At 45.2% G+C, this 15,403-nt stretch carries 17 protein-coding genes; 3 read left to right on the plus strand and 14 right to left on the minus strand.

What is annotated here, in order from left to right:
• Positions 1-103 precede the first annotated feature (103 nt).
• The 3 genes from ABLT31_RS20980 to speE form a co-directional block, all read right to left on the minus strand.
• Positions 104-1,309 (minus strand): MFS transporter, encoded by a 1,206-nt coding sequence (locus ABLT31_RS20980; RefSeq protein WP_367755313.1) that lies wholly within the window; start codon positions 1,307-1,309, stop codon positions 104-106.
• A 272-nt stretch (positions 1,310-1,581) separates the two neighbouring features.
• Entirely contained in the window at positions 1,582-2,451 is an 870-nt protein-coding gene (speB, locus tag ABLT31_RS20985) for an agmatinase (protein WP_367755315.1), read from the minus strand.
• A gap of 14 nt (positions 2,452-2,465) precedes the next feature.
• Positions 2,466-3,296, minus strand: a complete 831-nt coding sequence (gene speE, locus ABLT31_RS20990) for a polyamine aminopropyltransferase (protein ID WP_367755317.1) — start codon at positions 3,294-3,296, stop codon at positions 2,466-2,468.
• 206 nt (positions 3,297-3,502) lie between these two features.
• On the opposite strand from speE, the gene ABLT31_RS20995 reads away from it, so the two are divergent.
• Positions 3,503-5,545 (plus strand): transglycosylase domain-containing protein, encoded by a 2,043-nt coding sequence (locus tag ABLT31_RS20995; protein WP_367755319.1) that lies wholly within the window; start codon positions 3,503-3,505, stop codon positions 5,543-5,545.
• A gap of 181 nt (positions 5,546-5,726) precedes the next feature.
• Here ABLT31_RS20995 and ABLT31_RS21000 read toward each other — a convergent pair whose 3' ends face one another.
• From ABLT31_RS21000 to ABLT31_RS21020, 5 genes are all read right to left on the minus strand, one after another.
• Positions 5,727-5,951 carry a hypothetical protein gene (locus ABLT31_RS21000; RefSeq protein ID WP_367755356.1) on the minus strand — a complete coding sequence of 75 codons (225 nt, stop codon included), beginning with the start codon at positions 5,949-5,951 and terminating at the stop codon, positions 5,727-5,729.
• A gap of 195 nt (positions 5,952-6,146) precedes the next feature.
• Entirely contained in the window at positions 6,147-6,650 is a 504-nt protein-coding gene (locus ABLT31_RS21005) for a YwhD family protein (protein WP_367755321.1), read from the minus strand.
• Between the two features lie 157 nt (positions 6,651-6,807).
• Entirely contained in the window at positions 6,808-7,323 is a 516-nt protein-coding gene (locus tag ABLT31_RS21010; RefSeq protein ID WP_367755323.1) for a YwgA family protein, read from the minus strand.
• A gap of 1 nt (position 7,324) precedes the next feature.
• Positions 7,325-8,584 (minus strand): HD domain-containing protein, encoded by a 1,260-nt coding sequence (locus tag ABLT31_RS21015; protein ID WP_367755325.1) that lies wholly within the window; start codon positions 8,582-8,584, stop codon positions 7,325-7,327.
• Between the two features lie 43 nt (positions 8,585-8,627).
• Entirely contained in the window at positions 8,628-9,557 is a 930-nt protein-coding gene (locus tag ABLT31_RS21020) for an RluA family pseudouridine synthase (RefSeq protein WP_367755327.1), read from the minus strand.
• A 155-nt stretch (positions 9,558-9,712) separates the two neighbouring features.
• On the opposite strand from ABLT31_RS21020, the gene ABLT31_RS21025 reads away from it, so the two are divergent.
• Positions 9,713-9,889 carry a hypothetical protein gene (locus ABLT31_RS21025; RefSeq protein WP_367755329.1) on the plus strand — a complete coding sequence of 59 codons (177 nt, stop codon included), beginning with the start codon at positions 9,713-9,715 and terminating at the stop codon, positions 9,887-9,889.
• Between the two features lie 61 nt (positions 9,890-9,950).
• Here the strand turns inward: ABLT31_RS21025 and ABLT31_RS21030 are convergent, their stop codons facing one another.
• Positions 9,951-10,205 (minus strand): YuzB family protein, encoded by a 255-nt coding sequence (locus ABLT31_RS21030; RefSeq protein WP_367755331.1) that lies wholly within the window; start codon positions 10,203-10,205, stop codon positions 9,951-9,953.
• 289 nt (positions 10,206-10,494) lie between these two features.
• Between ABLT31_RS21030 and ABLT31_RS21035 the strand changes: the two genes are divergently transcribed.
• Positions 10,495-11,619, plus strand: a complete 1,125-nt coding sequence (locus ABLT31_RS21035; protein WP_367755333.1) for a M20 family metallopeptidase — start codon at positions 10,495-10,497, stop codon at positions 11,617-11,619.
• Positions 11,620-11,656: 37 nt separating this feature from the next.
• Here the strand turns inward: ABLT31_RS21035 and ABLT31_RS21040 are convergent, their stop codons facing one another.
• The 5 genes from ABLT31_RS21040 to ABLT31_RS21060 are packed head-to-tail and all read right to left on the minus strand — an operon-like array spanning position 11,657 to position 15,344.
• Positions 11,657-12,649 (minus strand): 2-dehydro-3-deoxygalactonokinase, encoded by a 993-nt coding sequence (locus ABLT31_RS21040; RefSeq protein ID WP_367755335.1) that lies wholly within the window; start codon positions 12,647-12,649, stop codon positions 11,657-11,659.
• A 51-nt stretch (positions 12,650-12,700) separates the two neighbouring features.
• Positions 12,701-13,345 carry a bifunctional 4-hydroxy-2-oxoglutarate aldolase/2-dehydro-3-deoxy-phosphogluconate aldolase gene (locus ABLT31_RS21045; RefSeq protein ID WP_367755337.1) on the minus strand — a complete coding sequence of 215 codons (645 nt, stop codon included), beginning with the start codon at positions 13,343-13,345 and terminating at the stop codon, positions 12,701-12,703.
• A gap of 24 nt (positions 13,346-13,369) precedes the next feature.
• Positions 13,370-14,383 carry an ureidoglycolate dehydrogenase gene (gene allD / locus ABLT31_RS21050; RefSeq protein WP_367755339.1) on the minus strand — a complete coding sequence of 338 codons (1,014 nt, stop codon included), beginning with the start codon at positions 14,381-14,383 and terminating at the stop codon, positions 13,370-13,372.
• Positions 14,384-14,418: 35 nt separating this feature from the next.
• Complete coding sequence (gene hxlB / locus ABLT31_RS21055; protein ID WP_367755342.1) at positions 14,419-14,976, minus strand: 6-phospho-3-hexuloisomerase; 558 nt, start codon at positions 14,974-14,976, stop codon at positions 14,419-14,421.
• A 23-nt stretch (positions 14,977-14,999) separates the two neighbouring features.
• Positions 15,000-15,344 (minus strand): orotidine 5'-phosphate decarboxylase / HUMPS family protein, encoded by a 345-nt coding sequence (locus ABLT31_RS21060; protein ID WP_367755344.1) that lies wholly within the window; start codon positions 15,342-15,344, stop codon positions 15,000-15,002.
• Positions 15,345-15,403 lie beyond the last annotated feature (59 nt).

Genomic DNA, 15,403 nt, shown 5'->3' on the forward strand with positions numbered 1-15,403 from the left:
ATCACCTATTTTGCCTATATTCTTCTTATTTTAGGTATTTTCATATGCAAAAACAAGAAGACGTGAAAAAAACTCTCTTTTCAGAGAGCTTTTTTCTAGAATTCTATATACGTACTGATTCGCCTTCCAATTTCCAAGTCTTCTTCCATGAGGACTGTGCGACAACAAGGATCACCAATGCAATGATTCCAACCAACGAATAGGCAAGGAAGCCACTCGCGTAGGTCCCTGTAATTTGCTTAAGGGTACCTAATAAGTTAGGGATAAAGAAACCGCCTAATCCACCTGCAGCTCCTACAATACCCGTGATCATTCCAATCTCTTTTTGGAAGCGTTGAGGAACCAACTGGAAAACAGCCCCATTTCCCATACCCAGACAGCCCATTCCAACGAACAGGAGAACCATGACGATGGTAAACGACGGAAGCTGGCTCACCCCGAACATCATAAGCCCTAAGCCAATAAATAGGAAGGTAAGGACACGAATCCCGCCAAACCGATCGGCCAATAAACCCCCAACTGGTCGCAAAAAGCTTCCCGCTGCCACACATAGGGTGACAAAATCGCCTGCCGTTACCTTAGACACCTGATACTGATCGACAAAGAAGATACTAAGAAAGCTTGAAAGTCCAACAAAACCTCCAAAGGTTACTCCATATAATAGACAGAAATACCATGTATCTTTCATTTTAAACAAAAGCAAATAATCTTTCACCGGTTTTGGTGCAGGTTGGGATGGCGCATCCTTTGCCATCATGATATAAGCAATAAATACAAGGAAAAGGGGAATAAGAGCAATTCCAAAAACGGTATGCCAACCATAAGCCGTAGCGATTCTTGGTCCAAAAAGAGTGGCAAACAAGGTTCCGCTATTTCCTGCACCAGCAATCCCCATCGCTAGCCCTTGAAGGTGTGGTGGATACCAGCGACTAACCATCGGCAAGGCAGCAGCGAAGCTAGCTCCGGCAACACCTAACAAAATTCCGATGGCGTAAAGCTCCCCCATTGTCGTTCCGAACAACCAGCCCCACAAGAGAGGGACCATCGTAACCACCATTCCGCCAATTGCTGTTTTTCTAGGTCCAATCCGATCGGTTAATATGCCTAGAATGATGCGAAAAACGGAACCGCCAAGAATAGGAACGGCGACAATCATACCCTTTTCAGCTGGAGACAAACCAAAATCCTGGGTAATGAATACCCCTAGCGCCCCCAACAATACCCAAATCATAAAGCTCACGTCAAAGTACAAAAACGATGCGACCAGTGAGGGGGAATGCCCACTCTTCTTTAAATCTGCTAGCTTCATTTTTCTCCTCCTACCCAAATCTTATTTTTTCTTTCCTTTCTTTTTTCCGTAGTTCAAGTTGCTTAATTAAGTTATACAATTTTTTTCTTAAACATGTAGCAGTTATGTTAGCTAATGTGACATGGTTTTTCAGATGGAGCTTGGCAGGTGCGACTGGAGGGCCAATAACGGGAGAAACTCCCGTTATTCCGTCCGGCACCCCGGCCAACCAAAAAGGCTCAAAACAAAAAAGCACCTTTCCCCCTGGCACAAGGGTAAGGTGCTCTTCACATCTACTTAATAAACGAAAGCATCATTTCACGCACAATTTTTGATGCTACAATTTGAGTTTGCTCGGAATGGTCATACACCGGAGCGACTTCAACCAAGTCACATCCGACTACATTAATTCCCGCTTCTCCGATAGCATGAATGGAAGCTAGCAATTCCTTAGAGGTAATCCCGCCTGCTTCCAAGGTTCCGGTTCCTGGAGCAGCTGATGGGTCCAGCACGTCGATATCGACGGTGAGGTATACAGGGCGGTTGCCGATCGTAGGAAGCACTTTCTTCAAAGGCTCCAGTACGTCAAACTTATACAAGTTCATGTTTTCCCTGGCCCAGTCGAATTCTTCCTTTAAACCGGAACGGATCCCGAAGGAATACACATTCTTTCCACCCATGAGATCACAAGCCTTTTTAATAGGTGTGGCATGGGATAACGGTTCTCCTTCATAATGATCACGCAAATCCGTATGCGCATCAAAATGGAAAAGAACAAGATCCGGATATTTCTTATACATTTCCTGAATGATCGGCCAGGAAACCAAATGCTCCCCGCCTAGTCCCAGCGGGAACTTGCCGTCAGCCAACAGCTTGCCGACATACTCTCCGATCAGCTCTAAGCTGCGACCAGGATTTCCAAACGCTAAAGGAATGTCTCCCGCATCGAAGTAGTTCACTTCTTCTAAAAGGCGGTCCACATAAGGGCTATATTCTTCTAGCCCAATCGATACCTCGCGAATGCGTTGCGGGCCGAAGCGAGAACCCGGACGAAAGCTTACGGTAAAGTCCATAGGCATGCCATAAATGACGACCTGAGCTTTCTCATAATCCTGCTGGGCCCCGATAAATATATTGCCGGAATAAGCTTCATCAAATCTCATGATTTCAAGGCCTCCTATTCAACCAAAGCTTTCACAAACTTAGGGAGCTTAAAGCAAGCATGGTGAAGCTCAGGAGAATAGTACTTAGTAGGAAGGTCTTTGATATCTGCTTCATTGACAGCGATCGGATCATATTTCTTAGATCCCATGGTAAATGTCCACATGCCAGATGGGTAAGTTGGGATGTTAGCAATGTACGTGCGTGTAATCGGGAAAATTTCACGAACATCCTTGTTTACTTTTTGGATTAAATCCGCTTTAAACCAAGGGTTATCTGTTTGAGCAACAAAAATCCCATCTTCCTTCAAAGCCTCAAAGATCCCTTGGTAGAAGCCACGCTCAAACAAAGGAGCAGCGGGTCCAACCGGCTCTGTAGAATCGACCATAATCACATCGTACAAGTTCTTGCTCTTGATGATATGCATAAAGCCGTCGTCCACTTGCACTTCTACCCGCGGATTATCTAGTTCTCCAGCAATCTCAGGCAAATACTTTTTCGAGTATTCAATAACCTTCCCGTCGATATCAACAAGAACGGCTTTTTCTACTTTGTCATGCTTCATAATTTCGCGAATAACCCCACCGTCACCGCCGCCAACTACTAACACATGCTTTGGATTGGGATGAGTATGAAGAGCAGGGTGAGCCACCATTTCATGATAAACAAATTCATCCACTTGGCTGGTCATGACCATGCCATCTAGCAACAGCATATTGCCAAATTCTTCGGTTTCAACCATCTCTAATTTTTGAAAATCAGTTTGCTCTGTATGTAAAGTCTTATTGATCTTAATAGTGATTCCAAAGTTCTCTGTTTGCTTTTCAGTAAACCAAAGTCCTCCCATTTTCCATTCCTCATTTCCTATATTTTTGGCCCAGTTAAAGGTATTGTTTGTCTGTGTTGAGAAGTTTATCCATACTGGTTATAAACAACAAATTACATTATATGCATTCGTTTCCCTATATGCAATAGAGGTAGTATAAGATTTAATAGAATTCCCCATACTGGAAATAGTTATAAGCCCCAAATCCAGGAAAGGAGGAAAAACCTATGGAAGTCATCCGTAATATCCCGCTTCGCCGCATGTTCCGTTTCATGCGAAAAATGTTCACCCTTGGCCTTATTGGTATGTTTGTATCCGCGATTCTCTTAACTTTCTTTTTGCTTTATCTTAGGTCCCAGCCCCTTCCCCCTTCCTTTATAGAACAAACCACTTCGATTTATGCTGATAATGGGGAAGTCATTGATACGCTTTTTGGAGGAGAAAACCGGACGGTCGTTCCCCTAGAGCAAATTCCTCCGGAATTAATCCAGGCCACAATCTCTATTGAAGATAAAAACTTTTACAGCCATGTCGGCTTTGACTTTCTTCGTCTCGCGCGAGCCATCGTAGTCGATATCCAGCATATGGCCAAGGTTCAAGGGGCCAGTACGATTACGCAGCAGCTAGCCCGAAACCTTTACTTAACCCTGGATAAAACTTGGGAGCGAAAAATCAAGGAAGCTATTCTTACCGTTCAATTGGAGCTGAATTATTCCAAAAACCAACTGATGTCTATGTACTTGAACCAAATCTATTACGGCCATGCCGCGTACGGCGTACAAGCAGCCGCTAAAACCTATTTCGGCAAAGATGTGTCAGAGCTTACCTTGGCAGAATCAGCTATGCTTGCGGGCATTCCAAAGGGACCTGCCTTTTACTCTCCTTATTTGAATATGGAGCAGTCTAAAAACCGTCAAAGGGTAGTTCTTAACGCGATGACGACAAACGGATATATAACCCAAGAACAAGCGGACTTAGCTTATGCGGCGGAATTGCAGCTGCCCGGACTCGTCTCATCGGAAGAAAGAGTCAAAGCTCCGTATTTTCGCGATTATATCACCTACTTAGTCAAGGAAAAATATAAGCTTTCTGAGGAGCAGCTTATCCATGGCGGTTTGAAAATTTACACCACACTGGATCCAGACATGCAAGAGAAAGCAGAAGCTGCCGTAGAAAAATATCTGCCTAAAGATCGTCCCTTGCAAGCTGCTTTAATCGCCTTGGACCCCAAGACAGGTGCAATCAAGGCGATGGTAGGCGGTCGGGATTATAAGGAAAGCCAGTACAATCGCGTTTTTGCCAAACGCCAGCCCGGCTCCTCCTTCAAGCCCTTTTTATACTTGGCTGCTTTAGAGAACGGCTTTACTCCGTTGTCTGAATTGAAAAGCGAACCGACCGTTTTCACCTACGGACAGGATAAGCAATACATTCCAAAGAATTTCGGGGACTCCTACGCCCATGATTATATTAATCTCCATGAGGCGATTGCCCGTTCCGATAATATTTACGCTGTAAAGACACACATGCTCCTAGGCGAAGAGAAACTAGTGGAAACTGCTCAGCGCTTGGGCATCCAAAGCCAGATGACGGCCATCCCTTCCCTTGCTCTGGGAACAGTGCCTGTATCGCCGATGGAAATGGCCGCCTCCTATGCCGCCATCGCCAACCTAGGCGAAAAGGTTGAACCTGTAGCGATTTTGAAGATTGAGGATCAGGAGGGAAAGATCATTGTTGAAGAGAAAGGGATTCGCACTCGCGTAACCGAGCCCGTACCCGCCTTCCTTCTCACCCATCTTATGCAGGGGGTATTTGAAGAAGGAGGAACTGGCTTCCGAGTTGCTAACCAACTTCAGCGTCCTGTAGCTGGCAAGACCGGAACCACAGATTATGATTCCTGGCTCGTCGGTTTTACGCCGCAGCTCTCTCTTGCCGTTTGGACAGGCTACGATGAAGGACAGAAAATGGATCCCATCAATGATGCCAGGATAGCTGTCCCTCTATGGGCTGAGTTTATGGAAACAGCCCTCTCGGGAAGACCACCTTCCTTGTTTGAAGTGCCGGATGGGGTAAACGCCGTTTACATTAACCCGCAGAATAATAAACTGGCTACCGCCCATTGCCCGACGCAAGAACTCGTCTACTTCGCCGAGGGAACAGAGCCGACCGAATACTGCACCGAGCACCTCCCTCCCGGCACCGATCCGGAGGATTTAAAAGAGGAGCAAGCACCTAAAGAAAAACCATTCTGGAAGCGGATATTTAGTTGGTAAAGTGAATTAAATATTTGCAATATAACATAGCAAGGTAAAAGAGGCTGTCCTGTAAAAAGCACGGAAAATTTTGGGGATTAGCCTCCCTTTTTTTGGATTTAGCGTGAAAATAGATGTAAAAAAGGTAGAGGGTGACCCAAAAACCGGAATTTTTGGGTCACCCTCCTGCAATTTGTCGCTATTAACACTCTTCACTTCCACCAATATTTCCTTCACCATCTGTAAACACATGATCATTGTGAATGGTGATCAACCCACTGCTCTGCAGCTCCTGCAAAACTTCAAACAAACTATCCCTCTTTCCAGCTGGAAGCTGGCGGACAAACTCGTTAATTTGCTCAGGAGAAACGTTATTGGAGAAATGGACGCCACCATGGCGCGCAAAATGATCTTGATTGTTATTCATGTCTTTCACCTCACCGATCGGGATAACCATAGTCTCCCTCCGATCGGTGTATTCCATGCAGTGCAAAACAAAAGGGGCAGGAATCATCCTACCCCTTTCATTCGTCCTGTTGTTTCAGTGTGTAAACAACATAATTAAGTTTACAACTTTTTAGATCAGGAGACAATTGCCTGCCAAAAAAATTCATATTTTCGCCTAGGCCAATGCCTCTTTCAGAGCATCCGAAGAGTTCTCCCACATGGTCGGGTTATTTTCCATAAGCAGCTTCTTAAGAGCAGCCTTCTCTGACGCATCCAAGTTATCCAGCATGACTTTTCGCTTCATTGCCGCATCCATTCGATTCACGTGGTCGGCAAGGATTTTCCAGCCTCTGCGCGCTTCGCGGTCTACAAGCATCTCACAAGAGGTGACCCCAGCATAATAAGGTCCCTGTTCATTCCGATCAGCTGCCACCCAGACGATGAAGCTTTTCTTTCCGTTCGGCACTTCATCCTTATTGGTTGTGAATTTGATTCCTTTTTCTACCTTGCTTTTCGCATGAAGGGCGCCTAGATCTATATAAGCTTCCTCGCCTTCTATGATGATCGAGGAAACATTGCTTAAGTTGATCATTCCCGCTCCGAACCCGCCATGCGTATTCGTATTACTGATAATATTCAGGTCAATGCCTTTTTTCTTATTGTTGTTTAATAAATCCAACGTTTGCTCAGCCCCTTTTTCTTTATACTGTCAGAATTTATAACTTCGTTACATAATTTGGACAGCACGAGGAAACTTGTAGACGCCGCACTAGGAGCTTAGCGTCAGCCAAGTTTTCTAGCCCCTATTTTATCGCAATAGCACATCCTCAGGCAATTTAACCAGACAGTTGGACAGTCTTCCTCAGCCCTTCAATCCAAGTATAGGCATCGGTTATTTCATCTGTCGTGTAATTCGACTTTGCTTTCAGCGTTTGAATTTTCTCTTCCACTTCTTCTCTAGGAAGCCTTTCAAAATACAATACAGTGGATACCAGTTCTAAAAAACGCGCACTGGATGCATTCATCTGCTGGGCTAGAACAGGCAAAAGATTTCCTACATCCGCCTTCACATGCTGCAGAAAATCTTTTCCTTTATCCGTAATCCGATAGCGATAGACATTATAATTGCCTTTATCCTCAAGGACTTCCTCCAAAAAACCCAGGTCACATAGCTCCTCCACTTCCAGTGTCAGTTCTTCAGAGTACGGTCCATAAAAATGAAAATAGAAACGCTGATTAAAATCAAATCGAAGCTTCTGCGTTATGTAGACCATCTTCTGCAGCTTCTTACGCCCCACGACTTCTCCTGCCTGCTCCAGCAATAAGAGCACCTTGGCATGTTCTTGCAACAACCTACTTCCCCCCTATGCGCTTGCGGATTTCATCCGACACCAAATCCTCCGGGTAGTAGAGCTTATGGTCAAATCTCCGTTTTCCAGATATGGCTTGTACAATCTCCGACTTTCTGGAGAGCTCCTCTAAAGCCCCATTAGGCATTAAAAGCAAGATCGGCATTCGCTCTTCCTCCTCTTCCCCAGACCGATAAAAATCATAGGGCAAATCCGAGGGAGAATCGAACTCCAGATAATAACGCGGATCAATGCCTGCTTCTAAGTAGAGTGCCTCCAAATCCGACCACGTGCGATAATCGTTCGGATCATATTCGATATATTTAAATAGCCTGCGATGAAGGAAGCGCCTGCACAGATCAGACAAAATCCCATCCTTCTCCCTGCACCATTCTTGAATATAGTATAGTACGGTCGGCTCATCAAAGTCTAAATATTGCCTTAGAGAAATCTTCCCAGCCTTAAAAAACGGAAGCATGGGTTCCGGAAATATACGAAACGTATAGTCATCCTGATAAAGCTCTTTCGCTCTTTGAAAAATCTTGCGCAAAATGACTTCCGCACTTCTCGTTACAGGGTGAAAATAAACCTGCCAGTACATCTGATATCGCGATAGGATATAGTCTTCAACCGCATGCATTCCGCTGTACTTGATCACCACTTGATCATCGACAAGCTGCATCAAACGAAGAATGCGCTCCATATCAAAGTTGCCATAGTTGACTCCCGTGTAGTAAGCATCCCTAAGCAGATAGTCCATTCGATCCGCATCAATCTGGCTTGTGACCAGGCTGACGACCATCTTATTAGGAGACGTCTTCCCAATCACTTCAGAGACCCTTTTCGGAAAAACCTCGGATATCCCTGATAGTACACGATGAATTTCCGTCTTCCCCTCAATAATCTTCTGCGTCCATTCTTCATGATTGGTCTTAAACACCTTCTCGAACGAATGGGAGAAAGGGCCATGCCCAACATCATGCAATAAAGCTGAACAAAGGCAAAGTAAAACCTCATCTTCGGAAAGATTAAACTTTGTTACCATACGCCGCATAATCTCATATACCCCTAAGGAGTGATTAAATCGGCTATGCTCCGCCCCATGAAAAGTGTACAGGGATGTTCCCAATTGGCGGATGCGGCGCAGGCGCTGGAACTCCGGCGTATTAATCAAATCCCAGATGACTTTATAACGCACATGAATATATTTATGTACCGGGTCCTTAAACACTTTTTCTTCGTCTAATAGAATGGGAGCTGTCACAAGTTATTCCTCCGTCCAGCTATTCTTCCTGTCTTTATCTTTTCTACACGCTGGTTCCGGATTCCTTTAATTTTTCCAATAATTGTTTAATATCTTCTGGAGCTGGCTGCTCGAAGTGCATCTTTTCCTCTAGAAAAGGATGGACAAACTCCAGCTGATAAGCATGAAGAGCTTGTCGATGAATCCACGGATGCTTTTGGCCATAAAGGCTGTCCCCTAAAACAGGATGTCCCCTATGCTCGAAGTGCACGCGGATTTGATGCGTCCGGCCCGTTTCCAATTGAACACGCACGAGGCTGGCTTCCTTATACTCCTCTACGACTTCAAAATGGGTGATCGCTTCATCTCCCTTAGCAGTTACCTTGCGTTTTACGGGGTTATGAGGGTCCTGTCCAATCGGCTCACGAATTGTCCCTTTTTTCTCAGATAGCTGTCCTTTTACAACGGTTAAATAAGCTCTATGAATCAGTTGTTCCCTAAGCTGCCGATCGAGCAGCTGATGAATATAGCTATTTTTAGCAATTAGAATGAGCCCAGAGGTATCCTTGTCCAACCGATGTACCGGTCTCACTTTCCCTGTCCCTCCTCGGCTCATCCAATAAAAGGCCACACCATGGGCTAATGTCCCGGTTTGTCCAGGCTTAATCGGATGCACCACAATACCCGCCTGTTTATTGACAACCAATACCTCTTCATCCTCATATACAACATCAATGGGTATATTCTCAGGAACCAGCGTACCCTCATCCTTGTCACCGACCAGCACACGCAGGAAGTCCCCTTCCTTTACTTTTTTCTTTAAAAATGGAATTTTACGATTTAAGTAAATTCCCTTCTGTCTGGTCAAACGCTGGATCATGCGTCCTGAAATAAATAAATCGTCTTTTAGTAAGTCTTCAATTGGCTTTCCTTCTAATGAGGCTTCAATGGTCACTTCCAGCCAATTCCCCTTAATCTTGGGCTTTAAATTCATGAATTCCCTCCTAACGAGCGAGCTCTCTATCTTTTTCTATATTATCACCTGTTTGACTGAAAGAAAAAAGTCGAAATTCCCCGGTTCTTGTCATTGCCTTAATTAGGAAAGGGGGATAAAATAAAAGTCTGCATAGCCAATTCTGGAGGACACCAATGGAAGCCTATACGAAAAGAATCAATAATATCGAAGATTTCTCTAAGCTCTATGCCGAACTCAAATCCTTGAACCGCTTGCTGGAAAGCCACCCCGAAACCACAGAAGAAATTCAGCAAAAAAAGAAAATCGTTGAAGACCGGCTGCATCAGTTAATGTTTATTGTATCTATATAAAGACCAAAGGGGGCCACTGCCATAGAAACCACCGTTCCCTGGAAATGCCCCCTCTCCCTAACTAAGTCGTACTCGCAGCCTGTCTCCTGGCTTCACGCTGTACGGTTTTCTCCACTTTGGCCAACAGCTCTTCTTCTGATGGTGCCGTCACATGCTTTCCATTGACAATGCAAAAGCTTTTCTTGTACCCAATTCCACAGTAAGACTGGCACCCTATCTTGATTTCCGCACTAGGATCTAACTTCTTCAACTTAGCTGCCAGCGACTTAACATTGGTCATCCGGCATTCATCACAAATCCGAAACTCGTTTGACATGTGTAATAACCCTTTCTTTAAATAACGTCGATACCTATTAGTATAGATAAAAACCTAAGTAAAATAAAACAGACTTTTTAAAAAAGCTTTATTGAAGCAAATACTGGTAGCCCGACCACCTTTAGAGAAATCTTTTTATGCGAAATAAGGGTGATAACTCGAAGAAGTATATACTTTTCTCATTTCGTTATAAAAAGTTGCCTCCCCTTCCAAAATTGGGTATCCTACTCCCTTTAGCGAAGGTATACTTTATTTAATCGAAAATATAAAGCAAGGAAGGTGCTTTCCTTTGTCAGATGTACTCGCATATTTGAAGCATAATCAAGAGAATATACTCGGCGACCTCGAAGCTTTTGTCCGGGCAGAATCCCCTTCCGAGGATAAAGAAGCAGTGGATCGCTGCGGGAAAATGCTTCAACAGCTTTTCCTGCATCATCTAGGGGTTCAAGCGGATATTTTTCCCCAAACGAAAACCGGCAATCATCTTCGTTTCACCTTTGGCGAGGGAGACGGGCAAATCCTCGTGATGGGTCATATGGACACGGTTTGGGATATCGGCCGCTTAACCTACCGGGTGGAAGGAAACAGAGCCTATGGACCAGGAATCTTCGATATGAAAGCAGGGATTATCCAGGCCTTATGGGCAGTTAAAGCTTGCAAGGAACTGAATGTTCCATTGAAGCACAAAATCGTCTTCCTTTGCACGTCGGATGAGGAAATTGGGAGTGCCAGCTCACGACAGCTGATTGAGGAGGAAGCAAGCAAGAGTATAGCCGTGCTGGTCCCTGAACCGGCTGTTTCAGGATCAGGAGCCCTTAAAACAAGCAGAAAGGGCGTTGGAGAGTTTAAATTGAAAATCAAGGGCAAAGCCACCCATTCGGGGAATCACCATGAGAAAGGAATCAGCGCTGTTGAAGAGTTAGCCCGGCAAATCGTTTACATCCACAGCCTTACCGATTATGAAAAAGGGACGACCCTCAATGTCGGGATAGCAAGAGGGGGAACGCGAGTCAACGTGGTAGCTGAGGAAGCCGAGGCGGTTATTGACCTTCGTGTTACCACCATGACTGAAGCTGAACGCATTAGTGAGCTGTTGTACGAATTGAAGCCACAGGTAACTGGCACTTCTCTAATCGTAGAAGGAGGCATCGAGCGTCCTCCCATGGAACGCACCGAAAAAACCGAAAAGCTGTTTACCCTAGCAAAGCAAAGCGGGGAAGAAATCGGAATCGAATTAACCGAAGCCTTTGTAGGCGGCGGAAGCGATGGGAATTTTACAGCTGCACTCGGCATTCCTACATTAGACGGACTCGGACCGATGGGCGATGGGCCCCATGCCGAGTACGAGCATGTGTTAATTGATCAGCTTCCCGTCAGGGCAGCCTTGTTGGCTCATTTGTTGCGGAAAATCTAAAAAAACGGCGGTCTATAGTGACTGCCGTTCATCTTTCCTATATGTCATTTCGCATTTGTGCCAACCGAATGACTCCATGGCCAGCCAAATCCTTCAAGGTATCCGTATTTACCGCTTGAACGCTTCTAAAATATCCATCTTCTTCAAGAATCGCTTCAAATGCATCACTTAAAGCGTCCTTGCCCGCTACAAACACTTTCGATTCTGCAGATACATGCAGAGCATGGCTGTGCTTCAAGGCCTTCAAGTCATCCGCCAACACAACACCCAACAAAAAATTAGCGAGATCGTCCTTACTTAAATCCGAGAATTGATCCAGTACTCGAATGGTGAAGCAAGTACGGTTCATTCCAACCTTTTGGCTGTACTCAAAGCCTTTAATCACAAGCTCTTGTTTAAATTCCTTGACGAACGATTTGTCGACTGCATTTGCGATAATAGAATGATGTGTGATCATGGAAATCATTTCACCCGCTAAAGAAGTCAAACATCCCGTCATCTTGTTCCGCTCATCGATAGATACAAATTTGGTATGGGAACCTGGAAGAATAAACACAGCTGGACCTTGGATGTCTAACCGATCCATCAAGCCCACCACTTCTACTTCTTCCCCGCGCATGATATCCATTTCTTCGCAGTTTTCCAGTGTGACTTCTTTGACGTTGTTTTTAACTCCAGGAACAAACCAGATATCCCGATCAATAAAATCAGAAACTCGAACCTTCACCATTCCTGCTGCTAATTCTTCAAACCCAGCAGGCGCTTGCAAATGGGGAACCTCATACAAGCCGACATTCGAGGTGATCATCCCTGAAGCTAAGATAGAGCTGACATCGTCAAGCGTGATACCGTACTGGCTAACTGCTTCCTCGATCGCTTGCTTGATGCCATCCTTTAACCTTTGGTTATTCCCATCAACCGCTGTATCCCTTACTCCAACCTCTCTTGAGGCCTTGCTTATCGGTTGTTGGTCCTTCCAAAGGGTAACCCGAGTGTTCGTGGTTCCTGTATCGATAGTTAGTATATACATCTGTTTTACCTCCAGCCGGTAATTCCGGCTGATTGTCCTCCGTCGTTTGTATTATTTTTCTGATCTGGCTCGATGAACTTCTTGAACATACTGGGCTGCCGTTTGTCGCAATTGCTCTAGGTACGCTTCATCCATGGTCTTCTTGGTGTTCACAAGGTTACTTCCGATTCCTGCTGCAATCGCTCCAGCCCGGATGTATTCCCCCAAATTATTTAGATCTACGCCTCCCGTCGGCATAAGCGGGATATGCGGAAGCGGCCCCTTAAGGTCTTTCAGGTAACGAGGTCCAAACACATTGGCCGGGAAAACTTTAATCACATCGGCTCCATTTTCATAAGCCGTTAAGATTTCGGTTGGCGTAAGCGCCCCCGGAATGCTTATTACGCCATAGCGTTTGGCCATCCTGATAGTTTCGGGATTAACGGTAGGCGAAAAGATAAATTTCGCTCCCGCCATAATGGTAGCTCGCGCCGTTTCCGGATCCAGAACCGTTCCGGCCCCTACGATGACTTCATCGCCCAATTCACTTGAAACTTGCTCAATGAGGCTTAGAACCCTAGGAGTTTCCACCGTGATCTCCAGAGTTTTCACCCCTCCATCACGCAGTGCCTTCGCAATCGAAAGAATATTTTCCGGCTTCGCCCCACGTATAACGGCTACGATTCCGTTTTGTTCAATTTGCTGCAGTAGCGTCATTTCCCCCAACTCCTAGCTTTTAAATTATTGGCCCGCCAAATAGTTATAGACAGTCTCCGTAACCGGAATTCCCTTCTCCAGCCTTTCTTCTTCTCTCAACTGTTCAGGTTCTCCAGGTACCATGACACGATCAAATCCTGCAGCAGGTTGTGTTTCATGGATTTCACTGATCATGCTGTCCATGTTCTCCAAGAACACTTGCGGATCCGTAAACATGGCTGGATTGATGGCGCAAACAAAGTGGCCCAACTTTCGTTTCTTATTGTAATCTCCATACATGGGAACCACATGTGGACCATAAGCCGCTCCGACAAGCAGACCGGAAAAGACCTCGACCACCATGGCCATTCCGTAACCTTTAGCTCCTGCAAATGGCAATAGGGCATTTACTTGATGAGGATCCGTGGAAGGGACTCCGTTTTCATCCACTCCCCAATCCTCTGGGATAGGCTTACCCGCTTCTCTAGCATGAAGAACTTTCCCAAAGGCTACGTTGCTCGTTGCCATATCTAAAATAACCGGCTTATTCTGCTTGGCTGGGAAGCCATAGGCGATCGGATTGGTACCAAAGAACGGTTTCGCTCCGCCAAATGGAACGACGACTTTATCCGTATGGGTCATAGCCATTCCAATGAGGTTTTCCTCAGCCGCCTGGTTGACGAAGTAGGATAATGCACCACAATGACTGCTGTTTACGATACCTACCATTCCAATTCCGCTTTTCTTCGCAAGTTCTATGGCATATTCCATTGCCTTCTTAGCAATGACATGTCCAAACCCGTCATCTCCATCTACAATAGCGGATGCTGGTCCGGTATCTTTTACTGTAATATTTGCGTTGGGGTTAATTCCGCCTTCTTTTATTCGCTTAACGTAATGCTCTGTACGCAACACGCCATGGGAATGCACTCCGCGTAAATCTGCATGTACTAAAACATCCGCCACAACCTCCGCTTGTTCAGGGTTTACCCCCACTTGAGTCAATTTATTGCGGCATAGTTCTCTTAATTGATCATAAGAAACAATGACATCAGCCATGTTTAGAAACTCCCTTTCCTAACTGCGTTTACGTTTTACTCTAGATTGGTGTGCCGCTCTCGCATCATTTGGTTCGGGTCACCTTCTACCTTTTCTTTCAAGGCGTAAATGATAATCGCATCGAGAGCGAGATGAACACTTTGATCAAATTGATTCCCAAGAGGCTGAATCGTACTCGGTTCCCCTGGGCGACGATATTTCGTGGCGGCTGGGATCGTTAAAGTGAACTCACTGATTTCCCCGATCTTCGATTCCGGATTGGTTGTAACCAGACCAATATGCGCTCCGATTTCTCTTGCCTTGGTGGCGTAATTGTAGAGATTCCCTGTTGATCCCGAACCGGTAATCACGATGAGCAAGTCCTCCGGCTGTATGCTTGGAGTCACCGTTTCTCCCACGACATAGACAGGATAATTACCATGCATCAACCGCATAGCGAAAGCTTTTCCCATGAGTCCTGAACGGCCTTCTCCGGTTACAAAAATCCGCTGGGCTTGATTCAACTGACGAGCAAAGTGAAGCGCTTCTTCTTCACCGATTCGGGAAAGCACTTCTTGTATTTCTTGAGCAACGGTTTCAATCGTTTGTTTCATAGGTTTTATCCGTCCCTCTCTTTTTAACCTTTAGTAGATTGAATGATTTGCTTTTTCATCAAGGATGAAACCCCCTTAGGATCAGCTGCACCTGTAATAGCACTGCCGACAATCAATACCTGAGGGTGCTCCTTGATAATGTCCGGGAAGGTTTCCAAGTTAATTCCCCCTGCCACAGTAACCTCCATATGAGGGAAAGGACGGACAAGAGCAAAATGACTTGTATCGAAAGCTTTTTCCTTTTGTGAATCCTTTCCAATATGAAGCGATACCAAGTCTACTCCTAAACGATCCAATTCCTCTATCCTCTTACTATCGTTTATACCTAATAGATCAATCATGATGCTTTTTTGATATTTATGGGCCACCTCACATGCCCATCAAGCTAACAGCACTGAAAAAATAATTGTAATAAAATGTGGTTTTT

This window comes from Ammoniphilus soli, from assembly GCF_040813775.1.